Below are 14,459 nucleotides of genomic sequence, written 5' to 3' on the forward strand. Positions count from 1 at the left end.
TTTTCTTAAGCCTTTTGTGGTAGAATGTCCTTAAGGTCATGATAGAGAAAAGGTGAAGACATGGCGACAAAACATGAATTGATACTCCGCTATATCGAGGGGTTAGCCGTCGGTGAGAAAATTTCGGTCCGCCAAGTAGCGAAGGCGCTGTCTGTCAGCGAAGGGACTGCTTACCGGGCCATCAAAGAGGCGGAAAATCAGAAGCTCGTCAATACGATTGAACGTGTAGGAACAATCCGGATTGAAAAGAAAAAGAAAGAGAATATTGAACGACTCACATTTGCAGAAGTACTTAACATTGTCGACGGGCTAGTAATCGGTGGCCGTGGGGGATTACATAAGACGTTGACGAAATTCGTTATAGGTGCAATGCAATTAGACGACATGATGCGCTACATCGATGCGGGAAGTCTTTTGATTGTCGGAAATAGATTGAAAGCGCATGAAACTGCGCTTCTTGCAGGGGCTGCAGTGCTAGTCACTGGTGGATTTGACGCATCCGATGAAGTGAAGAAGTTAGCGGATGAATTGGAACTACCGGTTATTTCGACGAGTTACGACACATTTACCGTAGCAACGATGTTGAATAGGGCAATCTATGATCAGTTAATTGAAAAAGAAATTTTGCTGGTGGAAGATATTTTGACCCCGCTCGCTGACACAATTACACTTTCAGCAAAAGATCAGGTCACTCATTTTCATGAAGTGAACGATAGGACATCTCATACTGGTTATCCAGTTGTAGAGAAAAAGGGGAAACTTGTGGGTGTAATTACTTCACGTGACGCGATTGGTAAAATGGATGATGAATTGATTGAAAAAGTAATGACACGTCATCCGATAACAGTTACGGGAAAAACATCTGTTGCTTCGGCTGGGCATAGTATGATTTGGGAAGGTATTGATTTGTTACCAGTTGTTTCGGATGCGGGATTGCTTGCTGGAATTATTAGTCGTCAAGATGTCTTGAAGGCGCTTCAAATGACTCAGCGTCAACCTCAGCAGGGTGAAACAATTGATGATATTGTTAAAAATCAGATGAAATCCATTCCTGAACAACCGCATACTGTCGAATTTACAGTTATCCCGCAGATGACGAATCAGTTTGGTTCTTTGTCATACGGAGCTTTGACCACCCTTTTAACTGAGGCAGGCAACAGAGCTATCAAAATGCGGAAACGCGGGGAAAGTGTCCCGGAAAATATGTCACTGTACTTCATTAAGAATGTTGAACTTGGAAGTATAGTTGTCGTTATTCCAAAGATATTACATATGAGCAGAAGGTTTGTAAAAGTCGATTTCGACATACTAACCGAAGGGGACCTAGTTGCAAAGGCCATGATTATGTATCAATTGTTTGAACGATAATTAAAGAACGCGGTCCAAGGACGCAGCATCCTGTCGTAAATTGGTCATATAAGTTGAAGTATTGATAACTGAGCGTAGGCGCCTTTCAAGGGGTAGCCGCAGCGGATTCAATGGAATTCTCTATTTTAACGTATAAAGACAAAAAAACTGATGCACATGTGCGCATCAGTTGTCGTTCAACTTTGTTTCTTCATCTACAAAGCTTCTGTAATGTTTATAGGCCTTGAAATTAAAAATACCTACGTAAGCTCCGAATAGGATAAATAAGGCTGCGATAACATATGTTGTGATACCGTCAAAAAGCATCAGCTGATTGAATCCGAAAAACAACAGCAAACCGCCGAGCGAGGCGCCAGACATACTAGCATACATTTTCTTGCGAATTGGAAATAGTGATCTTGTGCGGAACTGCCGAGTCTTAAAGTAAAAGTAGAAGACCGCAGAAGCGATGATGAAAAATACGAAAATGAAATTTATCGTTAACATGAAAGCCCTCCATTACATACAAACTTCTTACATTGTAGCGGCTTTTGGAGCAGAATGCGAACTGAATATATCGAAGCTTGGGGGAATCGGATATGAAAAGACAAATCATCGACACAATTGAAAAGTACGATAAAATCATTATTCATCGTCATGTGAGACCAGATCCTGATGCATACGGATCACAATCAGGACTGAAGGAATTGATAAAAGCAAACTATCCTAATAAGCAAGTGTTTGCAGTTGGCCAACACGAAGAATCACTTACCTATCTCGCGCAACAAGATCACGTCGAGCGGTCGTTTTATGAAGGAGCTCTTGTGATTGTCACTGATACAGGAAACACGGGTCGAATTGACAGCGAGTTTTATACAGAAGGTGCTGTACTTATGAAAATTGATCATCATCCTGATGCAGACCCATACGGCGATATCAAATGGGTTAACACCTCTGCAAGCTCGACATCTGAAATGATCTACTCGTTGTATGAAGAAGGCAAACAGTTTTATGGGTGGAAAATGACCACTGATGTGGCTAGGTTGCTATTCGCGGGAATTGTCGGGGATACAGGACGTTTTCTGTTTCCAAGTACAACAACAACAACTTTTGAAGCAGTTAGCGAGCTTATCAAATTTGATTTTGATCGTCCGGAATTATTTGCGGGAATGTACGAAGTTAAGCGGGAATTGCTACATTTAAAAGGATATATGTACCAAAACTTTACCATGGATGAAAATGGAGCCGCATTTGTTAAAATAGATAAAGCGACACTTAAACAATTTGGCGTAACTGCATCTGATACATCTCAACTCGTTGGGGCGTTAGGTGACGTGCAAGGGATTTGTGCATGGATCATATTCATAGAAGAAGAGGATCAAATTCGCGTTCGACTACGCTCAAAAGGTCCTGTCATCAATACTTTAGCTGCCCAATACGGTGGCGGTGGACATCCTCTTGCCTCGGGTGCTTCTGTTCATTCATGGGAAGAAGTAGACGAAGTCATCGCGAAGTTAAAACAATTATGTCTATAAAAAACAGGCGGAGGGATTGCATTGACACTTGTCTATCCGCAAGTAGTAACTGGCGCCGATCTTCTGCGTGGAATTAATAAACTAGATTATTTAGCCCCGCTTCTGAAAAGGAGAGGGGCTAAAGCCGTCGCGATCGTTAACTCGAAGTTGTACGGTATTCGGTCATTTTATAAGGTGATGAAAAAATACGGAATTCGTCCGGTTATAGGATTATCTATCTTTTTAGAAATTGAAGAAGGGGTAGTTGCTCTTCTTTACGTTTACGCAAAAGATGATGAAGGTTATCGAAATTTGTTGAAGATGAGCAGTGCCGTTTCCGTAAGAGAGTCTGAAACGCTGCCGCTACAATGGTTGAAAGCATACAGCAAAGGCTGTATCATCGTTTGTCCGTTGACGGATATATCCTGGGGGCCTTCACTATCACATAACGAAGAAGTGTTCCAGCGCGTCATAAAGGATTGCGACAAGTCATCGATATTCATTGGTGTTGCTAGGACAGAAGGCGTCAGACATCCTGATGAAGAATTAATTGAGAAAATTGCAGATGTAACCAATACGCCTATCGTTGCGGTTTATGAAAGTCGGTACACCGACAAGGAGGATGCATTCGCTTATGAAGTTGCGGAAGCAATTCGGACAGGATTCAAGCTGAATGACCCTGCTAGGCCTGAAAACCGTCACAAGGCAGCATATCTACCAGAAGAAGCTGAGCTTGCTGAATGGTTCTCAGACAGAGCAGAGTGGCTTACAAATACGTCAAGTATCCTCTTGGCGTGTGATGCAGAATTGCCTCCGAGTCAATCGCTTATGCCTGTGTTTCCAGTTCCGGCGGGAGAAACGGCGACAAGTTTGTTGGAGCAAAATGGAATGACGGGTTTGCAAAAACGACTAGGCAAAGTGGATGAGGCATATGAAAAACGACTCCGTTATGAAATTAGTGTAATTAGTGAAATGGGCTTTGCCGATTACTTCCTGATTGTCGAAGATTTTATGCGTTACGCTAAAGAAAATGCTATCTTGACGGGTCCAGGGCGGGGGTCTTCGGCCGGATCGCTCGTTGCTTATGCGCTTGGCATCACAGATGTTGATCCGATTAAATATAGGCTCATTTTTGAACGATTTCTAAATCCGGGCCGGGTAACAATGCCGGACATTGATATTGACTTTGCGGATAATCGACGTGCGGAAGTAATTGACTATGTTGCACAGAAATACGGGAAGACAAATGTTGCGCAAATCATTACGTTTGGCACGCTTTCTGCCAGATCGGTTGCTCGAAATGTGGCACGTGTGTTTGACTTTTCAAATGAAGAAATGGCTTATTTATCGAAGGAAATTCCTAATAGACATGGAATTACGCTTGAAGCGGCAGTTGCAGAATCGAAGGCACTGCAAGATTGGATTGCAATTGACCCGCTAAGAAATGATTGGTTGAAAGGAGCAATTCGTCTTGAAGGATTACCTCGTAACGCATCTACACATGCTGCAGGTGTGATTTTATCGCCTGTCCCGCTTGTTGAGGTGGTACCGCTTCAAAGTGGTGCGGATGGAATTTACCTTACCCAATGGCCGATGGGAGATGTTGAAGAACAAGGTTTATTGAAAATGGACTTCTTAGGTCTGCGTAATTTAACTTTATTAGACCGTATCAGATCTATGATTACTTATGACAGAGGAATTCGCTTGGATTTTGAAAAGATTCCCCTAAACGATGAAAAAACCTTTGAGCTTTTTAGGGCGGGAGATATGACAGGGATCTTTCAGTTTGAATCGGATGGAATGAGAGATGCCCTTCGTTTGATTCGACCGAATAAATTTGAAGATATCTTTGCAATTAATGCACTTTATAGACCAGGACCGATGGACAATATTCCATTGTATAGCAGGCGTAAAAATGATAATGAAAAAATAACGTATATTCATCCGCAACTTGAATCTGTTTTGAAAGAAACCTATGGGGTTATCGTCTATCAAGAACAAATCATGGAAATCGCTGTCCGCGTGGCAGGATTTACGATGGGTGAAGCGGATTTGTTAAGGCGTGCTGTAAGTAAGAAAAATCGGGAGAATCTAGAAAATGAACGAACTCATTTCACGCAAAAAGCTCTTGGAAATGGTTTTCCGGAAAATTCCGCTGTTGCAATTTACGATCTTATTGTAAAGTTTGCGGACTACGGATTTCCGAAAAGCCATGCTGTTGCCTATTCCCTTATCTCGTACCGGCTTGCTTATTTAAAAGCGAATGAACCCGCTTATTTTTATGCTGCACTCCTTTCATCGATGACTGGAAATAATGACAAGGCAATGGAGTTAATGCGTGAATCTGAGGCGGCGGGCGTTAAGATTTTACCGCCATCTATTAAGTATAGTAAATATATGTATACAGTTGAAAAAGGCTCAATTCGGATTGGACTTGGCGCTATCAAAGGTGTGACGCCTACATTTTACGATGCTATAAAGCGTGCAAGGAAGTCTGGTGGTAATTGGAAGACATTATTTGATATGGCAGCATCAGTCGGTGGGGATGTATTTACTGAGAAGGCGATTCGGCCACTTGTAAAAGCAGGGGCACTCGATGAGTTTGGAGAATCACGGGCTATTTTGATCGCTTCAATTGACGCGGCGATATCTCATGCATTGTTCATCCGCCCTGATGATGGCGATGATTTATTAAGTGAAGTGCTTCGTTCGGTGGCGAGCCCAAAATATTCTCCGGGTGGCACACTGCCCCGCATGACGCTACTCGAATATGAAAGAGAAGTACTTGGCTTCTATCTTTCAGAACACCCTGCAGCAGAAGTGAAAAAAGCGGCAGGTGGTGGATTCCATACCATTACTTCAATTGATGGAATTCCAGACCGCGCATATGTGAAAATGGTGGGTCTGATTACTGAGATAAAACGAATAAGAACAAAAAAAGGGGAATCTATGGCATTTGTTACGATTCAAGATGAGACGGGACAAATTTCTTGTACATTATTCCCGAAACAGTATATGATTTCAGAAAGTCAGCTTACTGAAATGGCGATAATTCATGTAGAAGGAACTGTCGAACGTCGTAGAGGGAAGCCACAAATACTTGTTCAACAAACGAAAGGCAGTTAAGAGGCATGCTGATATAACAGGCATGTCTCTTAACCGTTGCATAAAAGTATGTGTTGTGTATTACGGTTTGATTCGATTTCCATCTTTCACTTTACGTTCAGCATCGTTTTCTGTATGCTAAAGGCAGGAGTGGTCAGACCACTTATCATCATGTCTATTTCCAAAGGGGTCCACGCATGCAAAATCCAAAACCATCGTCGAAAATGTTTCTAGATATTGTCGGTGAACTTAAATCGATAATTAAAGAAGAGGGCATTGAAACCGGTGGAAAGCTACCTTCCGAACGTGAACTGGCAGAACGTCTGCAGGCAGGAAGATCCACGGTTCGTGAAGCGTTACGAAGTTTGGAACTGCTCGGGCTTATCGAAACTCGGCGTGGTGAAGGTACGTTCCTTGTCGATTTCAGGAAGCATCAACTTGTTGAAGTCCTTGCAGCTTTCATCATGCAACAGCCCGATTCCGTCATCGATGTTCAGGAAACACGGAGAATTCACGAAACGGCGGCAATCCTCGCTATATGTAAGGACAGTGCATTACGGGCATTACCAGTATGGGAGAGCTTGCTGAAAAAAATTGATCAGGATGGGGAAATTTTACGAGAGGACCTTGTCCGTGAGATGATTGTTGCAGCGGGAAATCGATTATCGCTTAAAATTTGGTTTTTATTAAAACAATATAGTAAAGTACCATTCAGTGAAATGACAAAAGTTGATGAAAACGATAGTGTGAAAATGTTGCTTCTAAACTTGGGTGATGGCAACGTGATTGCCACGTTGGAAGCCTATTCTGAATGGATTGAACTAGTTGAAAGTGAAAGAGGGGACAATAATAAATGATTCGCGATCTATTTATGAAAAATAGAAAAAAGCATACGACGACAATACCTTCCGTTGACGCTAAAAATGATGTACCAGAAGGAATTATGACAAAGTGTCCAGAATGTAAAAATATTATTTTAACAAAAGATCTAATCAAACTAATGAAAGTCTGCCCGAAATGTGATCATCATTTGAAGATGACAGCAGCAGAACGTGTAGCTTGTCTATTCGATGAAGAGACATTCAAATCAATTGACGATCATTTGAAGACGGAAAATCCACTTAATTTTCCTGCTTACACTGAAAAAGTTGAGTCAGATTCGAGAAAAACGGGTTTGAATGAGGCAGTTCTTACTGGAACAGGTAAAATCGATGGACTGGAAATTGCTGTAGCTATTATGGATTCACATTTCCGTATGGGCTCGATGGGGTCGGTTGTTGGTGAAAAGATTACCCGCGCAATCGAAAAAGCGACTGCACTTGGCATTCCAATGATTATCTTTTCGGCGAGCGGTGGGGCACGTATGCAGGAAGGCGTGTTATCACTCATGCAAATGGCGAAAACAAGTGTCGCACTTACGCGTCACGCCAGTGAAGGTTTGTTATATATATCAGTCATGACATACCCAACGACAGGCGGCGTGTCAGCAAGTTTCGCATCGGTTGGTGATATTAATATCGCGGAGCCAAAAGCTCTCATAGGTTTTGCAGGTAGACGCGTTATCGAACAAACTGTTAGAGAAAAATTGCCAGACGACTTCCAAACAGCAGAATTTCTCCTGGACCACGGCCAACTGGATGCAGTCGTTCATCGTACGGATATGAAAGAAACTATATCTAAGATTGTTCGACTTCACGTGAAAGGGGCTAACTGAAATGGGGAAAACGTTGAAATTCGAGGAACCAATCGTCAAGCTGCGCGAGAAAATCGTAGAACTTGAAGAGTTCACAGCGAACAATTCGGTTGACCTTTCAGATGAAATCGGAACGTTAAAGGTTCGTTTGAAGAACTTGGAAGAAGAAATATATGAGAATATGGAACCGTGGGACCGTGTTCAAGTGGCAAGGCATCCGGAACGTCCAACTACAATTGACTATATCAATATGTTGTTTGAAGATTTTATGCAACTGCACGGGGATCGGGCTTATGGTGATGATGCAGCAATTGTGGGGGGGATCGCTTCATTTGAATCGGTTCCAATAACAGTTATCGGCCATCAGCGTGGGAAAGACACAAAAGAAAACGTCAAACGGAATTTCGGAATGCCGCATCCTGAGGGGTATAGGAAAGCATTGCGCCTTATGAAACAGGCTGAGAAATTCGGCAGACCAATCATTTGCTTCATCGATACGAAAGGTGCTTTTCCTGGCAAGGCGGCTGAAGAGCGGGGACAAAGCGAAGCGATTGCACGTAATCTTGTTGAAATGGCTGGCTTGACTGTTCCAGTTATCTCTATCGTCATCGGAGAAGGCGGGAGTGGCGGAGCGCTGGCACTTGGGGTGGCAAATCATATTCATATGCTTGAGCACTCAACTTACTCTGTTATTTCACCTGAAGGAGCCGCTACCATTCTTTGGAAAGATTCAAGTCTTGCCAAACAAGCTGCCGAAGCTATGAAGATTACAGCTCCACACTTGAAAGAAATGGGTATTATCGATGATATTATTCCAGAAGTTCGAGGTGGTGCGCATCGTGACTCGAAAGCGCAAGCTATTAGTATCGGGAATGCAATTCGAACTTCGTTGGATGAATTAGGAACGCTAGATGGTAAAGGCTTAGTTGACCATCGTTATGATAAATTTCGCTGTATAGGCGTTTTTTCTGAATAAAAGAAAGATGCGGGTGACCGCATTTTTTCGTGTTCATAAAAATCTACATAGGAGTGATTTCAATGAAGAAGATTGCTGTGTTGACAAGTGGGGGAGACGCGCCTGGGATGAATGCTGCAGTTCGTGCAGTTGTTCGGAAAGCAATTTATGAAGGACTTGAAGTTGCAGGCGTTTTCAATGGTTATCAAGGATTAATCGAAGGAAAAATCGAACTTCTACAACTGGGTTCCGTGGGTGATATAATTCAACGGGGCGGGACCATATTACGGTCAGCCCGCAGCGCTGAATTCCGGACGCTCGAAGGCCGTCAAAAAGCACTGAAACAATTGAAGTTGAACGGGATTGAGGCTTTAGTCGTCATTGGCGGTGATGGTTCGTTCAGAGGTGCACTTGAATTAACGGCTCTTGGTCTACCATGTGTCTGTGTTCCAGCAACAATAGATAATGATATCAATGGCACTGAACTCACAATCGGTTTTGATACGGCATTGAATACAGTCATAGATGCCATCGATAAGATTCGCGATACTGCTACATCTCATGAACGTACATTCATTATTGAAGTTATGGGACGCGATGCTGGAGACCTTGCCTTATGGGCGGGACTGGCTGGCGGTGCTGAAACGATTCTTGTACCGGAAGAGAAGTATGAATTGCCTACGATCATCGAACGGCTGAAAAGCGGTAAGGGACGAGGTAAAAAGCATAGTATCATTATTGTAGCTGAAGGGGTTATGTCGGCCGCAGAGCTTGCTGAAATATTGAAGCGCGAAGCAGATATCGAAACACGTATATCAGTGCTTGGACATATTCAGCGAGGAGGTTCACCTTCTGCACGTGATCGTGTCATTGCAAGTCAGTACGGAGCAAAAGCTGTAGAAGTATTGAAAGAAGGACGCGGTGGCATTGCGATTGGCATGCGAAATCATGTGGTGGTAGACTATGAGTTGACAGATGTTTTCGAACAATCAAATGGTTTGGATATGGAAATGTACAAGCTGTCCAACGAATTGTCTATTTAACTTTGTGTAGCAAAAATTCCCTGCCTTTATACGTGGGAAGACAAACGCGAACGAAGTCAGTAATTCAGAGGGCATCAAAATGTCGGCTGAATCGAGCGAGCACTATTTAAAATCTGGGTGCAATTAATTGGGTTGTTAAAAAAACTAAAAGAGGCGATATTTGATGAGAAAAACGAAAATAGTATGTACGATTGGCCCTGCAAGTGAATCACCGGAATTATTGGAACAACTTATTGAGGCTGGTATGAATGTAGCGAGGCTGAATTTTTCCCATGGTAATCATGCGGAACATAAAGCCCGTATCGATTCCATTAGAAAAGTCGCTCGTGAAAAAGGCAAAGTTGTTGGGATTCTATTAGATACGAAAGGACCTGAAATTCGGACGCATTCCATGATGAATGGAAAGTTGGAACTTGTAACGGGACAAAAAATTGATATTTCCATGACGCAAGTCGAAGGAAACAATGATGTATTTTCAGTAAGTTACGATAAACTTATTGAAGATGTAAACGAGGGTTCTGTCATTCTTTTAGACGATGGTCTAATCCAATTAGAAGTTACTGGTAAAGACGTAGCACGAGGGTTAATTCATACACTAATTATTAATTCGGGGTCATTAAGCAATAATAAGGGCGTTAACATACCGGGTGTTTCAGTACAACTTCCTGGAATGACGGAAAAAGATGCAGAAGATATCCTGTTTGGTATTAGGGAAGGTGTCGACTTCATAGCTGCCTCATTCGTAAGACGGGCTTCCGATGTTATGGAAATCCGTGCCCTTCTTGAGAACAACAACGGCTCGAACCTGCAAATTATTCCGAAGATAGAAAACCAAGAAGGCGTCGACAATATCGATGAAATTTTGAATGTTTCAGATGGTCTTATGGTAGCACGTGGTGATCTGGGTGTAGAAATACCACCAGAAGAAGTACCACTTGTCCAGAAAAATTTGATTGAGAAGTGTAACCAGGCGGGTAAACCGGTTATCACGGCAACACAAATGCTTGATTCGATGCAGCGTAACCCGCGTCCTACACGTGCAGAAGCGAGCGATGTAGCGAATGCGATTTTTGACGGTACCGATGCAATTATGCTGTCAGGAGAGACGGCAGCAGGAATTTATCCAGTCGAATCAGTCCAAACGATGGATCGAATTGCGCTTACTACGGAAGCGGCCATCGATTATCGCTCTGTAGTGTCGACACGTCGACGAGAAAAACATGGTAATATGACTGAAGCGATTGGACAAGCTGCAGCATACACGGCTATCAACTTGAAAGTGAAGGCTGTCCTTGCCCCAACAGAAAGTGGTCACACAGCTAAAATGATTGCCAAATATCGTCCAGGTTGCCCAGTTATTGCGGTAACGTCATCTGAAATGTGTTCAAGAAAACTATCACTTATCTGGGGCGTCTACCCGATAGTTGGAAAAAAAGCTTCTTCGATTGATGAAATCTTGCAAGAGTCTGTAGAAGAGAGTGTTAAACATCAATATGTCGGACATGGTGATGTGGTTATCATTACAGCAGGTGTTCCAGTTGGTGAAGCGGGAACGACGAACTTGATGAAAATACATGTCATAGGTGATTTGCTTGCACGAGGACAAGGAATTGGCAAAGATGTAGCTTATGGTCGAACTGTTGTAGCCAAAAATGCAGCTGAAGCATTGGCGTATGATACAGAAGGAGCTATTCTTGTAACGAACGCATCTGATCGTGATATGATGCCTGCCATCGAGAAATGCGCAGGACTCATTACGGAAGAAGGCGGATTGACGAGTCATGGTGCAATTGTCGGACTCAGTTTAGGTATACCGATAATTGTCGGAGTTGAAAATGCTACCGAGCTTATCCAACATGGCAAGGAAATTACGATGGATGCTGAATCTGGCGTTATCTATAATGGACACGCGAGCGTTCTATAAAGTTAATCTTCAATCAGAGTGGGGGTTCTTCATCCCCCACTGATTGTTTAAAGAACTTAGGCTAAGTGCGCCACGTCCTGTGGCAAAACCTAAGTAACCAACAGGGAGGAATGAACTGCAATTCTTCCTCATTGGCCCTACCCATTCGGGATAAATAAGATAAGGCTGCTTCCGAAATGCTCGGTAAGCAGCCTTTTTTAGGAGATGAATTTTGCATGAAATGGATAGTACTCACATTTATTGCTGTTCCGGCAGCTGAGCTTGCTTTACTAATTTATTCAGGGAAGACGCTAGGTCTATTGCCCACGATAGCTATTATTTTTATCACGGGGATAGGAGGGGCATATCTCGCCAAACGCCAAGGTATGAAGGCTTGGACTGAATTGAAAATGCGTATGACAGCTATGGAGACACCTGGAGATGCACTTATTGATAGTGTTTGTATCCTATTTGGGGGGCTTCTGCTAATCATGCCTGGTTTCATTACCGACTTAGTCGGCTTATTACTCCTTTTCAAAGGACCAAGAAATAGTATCAGACCATTTATTCAGAATTGGATTTATAATAAAATGAAAAAAGGACAAATTGTTATCCGGTAAATAAAGGATGCTGTCTGACTTTCAGTGCGGTAAAAAGTAAGAATGGTGTCAGTAGAATACCGGGTAATCCGAATAAATAGAAGGAAGAAGCCGTTATGAAAAAAGCATGAATGGGCTTTAGGTGGAAAGTGGATGCCCACATGTATGATTCGGCCATTTGTCTAGTTATCATGGTGAATAGATAGAGTAAAATAAGTGAGATACCTATATATAAATTGTTTGTGTATAGGAAGAAAGCGGCCATGGGCAGTAGGAACAGGCCGATACCGAGGAATGGCAGACTATCTGCCAGCGAGATAAGAAAAGCGTTGCCAATGGGTGACTCGAACCGTAGAAGCAAGAACCCTATTGAGATAATACAGAATGTCAGGAAGAATAAGCGGGCTTCTACTGATACGAAAGTGCCGATAAGTTTACCGGATTTCGTAAACATACCTTTTGCTGGCAGGCGTATGGTGCTAGGGAAATAGACTAGAAACCAGTAGCGGTTTTTTCCGGATTCCCGTAAGGCAAAAAAATAAGCAACGAGGAAAATGAACAAGCTGAATAACTGTTGAAAAACGGTACTGATGATTGTTAGGGTGTATTCTAAAAGCGCATGGCCATATTCTACAACTTTATCCTCGAGGAAAGTGAATAGCTTGCTAGGGATGTCGGTATTTTGTGTGAATGGAGCTATATGGCGTTCGACAGTTGGAACGGTGTCAATAAGCCCATGGATTGCGATGAAAGTGAACGCGCTAATTAAAAAAAGCATAAGTGTCATAACGAATAATGTTGCAATTGTAAGCGGAAGCTTGGTCATTGAGCGGACGGATGATAAGATAGGGGCAGTGAAGTAGGCGATAATGATAGCGATTGCCGCCGGGGGAACAGTGAACAGGATAATACCCGCCAAAAAAGCAGGCAACCATTTCATGAAAATTGATTGAAATGCTTGTTGCTTGTTCCGATTTTCCGGCATTTTCCGTCCCCCTTTTTATAAATCTAAAAACAAAAACAAGCGTATCCATTCACAAAGATGACAATATTGATTATAATGGTCGTTGTAAGCGTTTTTAAGTAGCGAATTAGTATTAGCAGACTAGCTGTTCTTCTGTCTCCTTTTTGTAGATTGGACAGCTGTACTGAAAGAGGGAGCGATTTATATGACGTCAACCAAAGGGTTGGAAGGAGTCGTAGCGACACAGTCAGCAATCAGTTCTATTATTGATGACACACTTACATATGTCGGCTATGATATTGATGATCTTGCAGATAACGCCAGCTTTGAAGAAGTTATTTATCTTCTTTGGCACCAGCGTCTGCCAAAAGAGGACGAGCTTGCAGAGCTGAAAAAACAGCTTGCAGAGAACATGTCTGTTCCTCAAGAAGTACTTAATCATTTCAAAACGTATCCAATTGGGGAAGTACACCCAATGGCTGCACTGCGTACTGCAGTATCTCTACTTGGACTATACGATGAAAAAGCAGAAGATATGTCTGATGAAGCAAATTACGAAAAAGCGATTAAGCTTCAGGCGAAAATCGCTACACTCGTTACTTCATTCTCACGTATCCGTAAAGGCCTTGAGCCGGTTGCTCCAAAAGCTGAACTTGGCTATGCTGAAAACTTCCTATACATGCTTTCAGGAAAACAGCCTGAAGCAATTGCAATTGAAGCATTCGACAAAGCACTTGTCCTACATGCAGACCATGAGCTAAATGCGTCTACATTCACAGCACGTGTTTGTGTAGCTACGCTTTCTGATATGTATTCAGGTGTGACAGCAGCGATTGGTGCACTTAAAGGACCACTTCACGGTGGCGCAAACGAACAAGTAATGAAAATGCTGATGGAAATCGGTTCAGAAGACAAAGTAGAAGCATATATCCGTGCAAAATTGGATAACAAAGAAAAAATCATGGGCTTCGGCCACCGTGTCTACCGTAAAGGTGATCCACGTGCGAAACATCTGCGTGAGATGTCTAAGCGTTTGACTGAACTTCGCGGCGAAGAGAAATGGTACAATATGTCCAATAAAATCGAAGAAATTGTTACCGGCGAAAAGAATTTGCCGCCGAACGTCGATTTCTATTCGGCTTCTGTCTATCATTCACTCGACATCGATCATGATTTATTCACGCCGATTTTCGCAGTATCTCGTATTTCGGGATGGATTGCACATATCCGTGAGCAATATGCGAACAATAGATTGATCCGTCCTCGTGCAGATTATACGGGACCGGGCATGCAAAAATACGTTCCAATTAAAGAACGATAAGAACGAAAATACATG

Annotated in this window: 12 protein-coding genes; 10 read left to right on the forward strand and 2 right to left on the reverse strand. The window is 42.7% G+C overall.

What is annotated here, in order from left to right; translation table 11 throughout:
• The first annotated feature begins 60 nt into the window (after positions 1–60).
• The gene (locus ACGLYD_RS04645; RefSeq protein WP_067207606.1) at positions 61–1,368 is read left to right on the forward strand and encodes a DRTGG domain-containing protein; all 1,308 of its coding nucleotides are present in this window, start codon (positions 61–63) and stop codon (positions 1,366–1,368) included.
• Positions 1,369–1,533: 165 nt separating this feature from the next.
• On the opposite strand, the gene ACGLYD_RS04650 is transcribed toward ACGLYD_RS04645, so the two are convergent.
• A complete protein-coding gene (locus tag ACGLYD_RS04650) occupies positions 1,534–1,854 on the reverse strand; it encodes a YtpI family protein (protein WP_067207609.1) in 321 nt (106 codons plus the stop codon).
• Between the two features lie 92 nt (positions 1,855–1,946).
• On the opposite strand from ACGLYD_RS04650, the gene ACGLYD_RS04655 reads away from it, so the two are divergent.
• The 8 genes from ACGLYD_RS04655 (at position 1,947) to ACGLYD_RS04690 (ending at position 12,180) form a co-directional block, all read left to right on the forward strand.
• On the forward strand, positions 1,947–2,882 hold the full coding sequence (locus ACGLYD_RS04655; RefSeq protein WP_067207610.1) for a bifunctional oligoribonuclease/PAP phosphatase NrnA: 936 nt from the start codon (positions 1,947–1,949) through the stop codon (positions 2,880–2,882).
• Between the two features lie 21 nt (positions 2,883–2,903).
• Entirely contained in the window at positions 2,904–5,987 is a 3,084-nt protein-coding gene (dnaE, locus tag ACGLYD_RS04660) for a DNA polymerase III subunit alpha (protein WP_399631619.1), read from the forward strand.
• 176 nt (positions 5,988–6,163) lie between these two features.
• Positions 6,164–6,823, forward strand: coding sequence for a FadR/GntR family transcriptional regulator (locus ACGLYD_RS04665; protein ID WP_067207615.1), 660 nt, complete (start codon positions 6,164–6,166; stop codon positions 6,821–6,823).
• The gene (accD, locus tag ACGLYD_RS04670) at positions 6,820–7,680 is read left to right on the forward strand and encodes an acetyl-CoA carboxylase, carboxyltransferase subunit beta (protein WP_399631622.1); all 861 of its coding nucleotides are present in this window, start codon (positions 6,820–6,822) and stop codon (positions 7,678–7,680) included. Before ACGLYD_RS04665 ends, accD begins: the two co-directional genes overlap by 4 nt.
• A gap of 1 nt (position 7,681) precedes the next feature.
• Positions 7,682–8,635 carry an acetyl-CoA carboxylase carboxyl transferase subunit alpha gene (gene accA / locus ACGLYD_RS04675; RefSeq protein ID WP_338652901.1) on the forward strand — a complete coding sequence of 318 codons (954 nt, stop codon included), beginning with the start codon at positions 7,682–7,684 and terminating at the stop codon, positions 8,633–8,635.
• Between the two features lie 62 nt (positions 8,636–8,697).
• Positions 8,698–9,657: a 6-phosphofructokinase gene (pfkA, locus tag ACGLYD_RS04680; RefSeq protein ID WP_067207620.1), complete on the forward strand. Its 960-nt coding sequence runs from the start codon at positions 8,698–8,700 to the stop codon at positions 9,655–9,657.
• Between the two features lie 163 nt (positions 9,658–9,820).
• Entirely contained in the window at positions 9,821–11,581 is a 1,761-nt protein-coding gene (pyk, locus tag ACGLYD_RS04685) for a pyruvate kinase (RefSeq protein WP_067207646.1), read from the forward strand.
• Positions 11,582–11,796: 215 nt separating this feature from the next.
• Positions 11,797–12,180: an FxsA family protein gene (locus ACGLYD_RS04690; protein WP_340741811.1), complete on the forward strand. Its 384-nt coding sequence runs from the start codon at positions 11,797–11,799 to the stop codon at positions 12,178–12,180.
• On the opposite strand, the gene ACGLYD_RS04695 is transcribed toward ACGLYD_RS04690, so the two are convergent.
• Positions 12,170–13,144, reverse strand: a complete 975-nt coding sequence (locus ACGLYD_RS04695) for an AI-2E family transporter (RefSeq protein WP_187047307.1) — start codon at positions 13,142–13,144, stop codon at positions 12,170–12,172. The two genes, ACGLYD_RS04690 and ACGLYD_RS04695, sit on opposite strands and share 11 nt — an antisense overlap.
• A gap of 184 nt (positions 13,145–13,328) precedes the next feature.
• Between ACGLYD_RS04695 and citZ the strand changes: the two genes are divergently transcribed.
• The gene (citZ, locus tag ACGLYD_RS04700) at positions 13,329–14,444 is read left to right on the forward strand and encodes a citrate synthase (protein WP_067207654.1); all 1,116 of its coding nucleotides are present in this window, start codon (positions 13,329–13,331) and stop codon (positions 14,442–14,444) included.
• The last annotated feature ends 15 nt before the right edge of the window (positions 14,445–14,459 follow it).

The organism is Sporosarcina sp. SG10008 (genome assembly GCF_044569405.1).
Lineage (GTDB): Bacteria > Bacillota > Bacilli > Bacillales_A > Planococcaceae > Sporosarcina > Sporosarcina psychrophila.

What these genes read in the sequence shown, in the direction of transcription:
- ACGLYD_RS04645 (WP_067207606.1), top strand. Translation starts at nt 61, where the DNA reads ATGGCGACAAAACATGAATTGATACTCCGCTATATCGAGGGGTTAGCC.
- ACGLYD_RS04650 (WP_067207609.1), bottom strand. Translation starts at nt 1,854, where the DNA reads ATGTTAACGATAAATTTCATTTTCGTATTTTTCATCATCGCTTCTGCG.
- ACGLYD_RS04655 (WP_067207610.1), top strand. Translation starts at nt 1,947, where the DNA reads ATGAAAAGACAAATCATCGACACAATTGAAAAGTACGATAAAATCATT.
- ACGLYD_RS04665 (WP_067207615.1), top strand. Translation starts at nt 6,164, where the DNA reads ATGCAAAATCCAAAACCATCGTCGAAAATGTTTCTAGATATTGTCGGT.
- accD (WP_399631622.1), top strand. Translation starts at nt 6,820, where the DNA reads ATGATTCGCGATCTATTTATGAAAAATAGAAAAAAGCATACGACGACA.
- accA (WP_338652901.1), top strand. Translation starts at nt 7,682, where the DNA reads ATGGGGAAAACGTTGAAATTCGAGGAACCAATCGTCAAGCTGCGCGAG.
- pfkA (WP_067207620.1), top strand. Translation starts at nt 8,698, where the DNA reads ATGAAGAAGATTGCTGTGTTGACAAGTGGGGGAGACGCGCCTGGGATG.
- pyk (WP_067207646.1), top strand. Translation starts at nt 9,821, where the DNA reads ATGAGAAAAACGAAAATAGTATGTACGATTGGCCCTGCAAGTGAATCA.
- ACGLYD_RS04690 (WP_340741811.1), top strand. Translation starts at nt 11,797, where the DNA reads ATGAAATGGATAGTACTCACATTTATTGCTGTTCCGGCAGCTGAGCTT.
- ACGLYD_RS04695 (WP_187047307.1), bottom strand. Translation starts at nt 13,144, where the DNA reads ATGCCGGAAAATCGGAACAAGCAACAAGCATTTCAATCAATTTTCATG.
- citZ (WP_067207654.1), top strand. Translation starts at nt 13,329, where the DNA reads ATGACGTCAACCAAAGGGTTGGAAGGAGTCGTAGCGACACAGTCAGCA.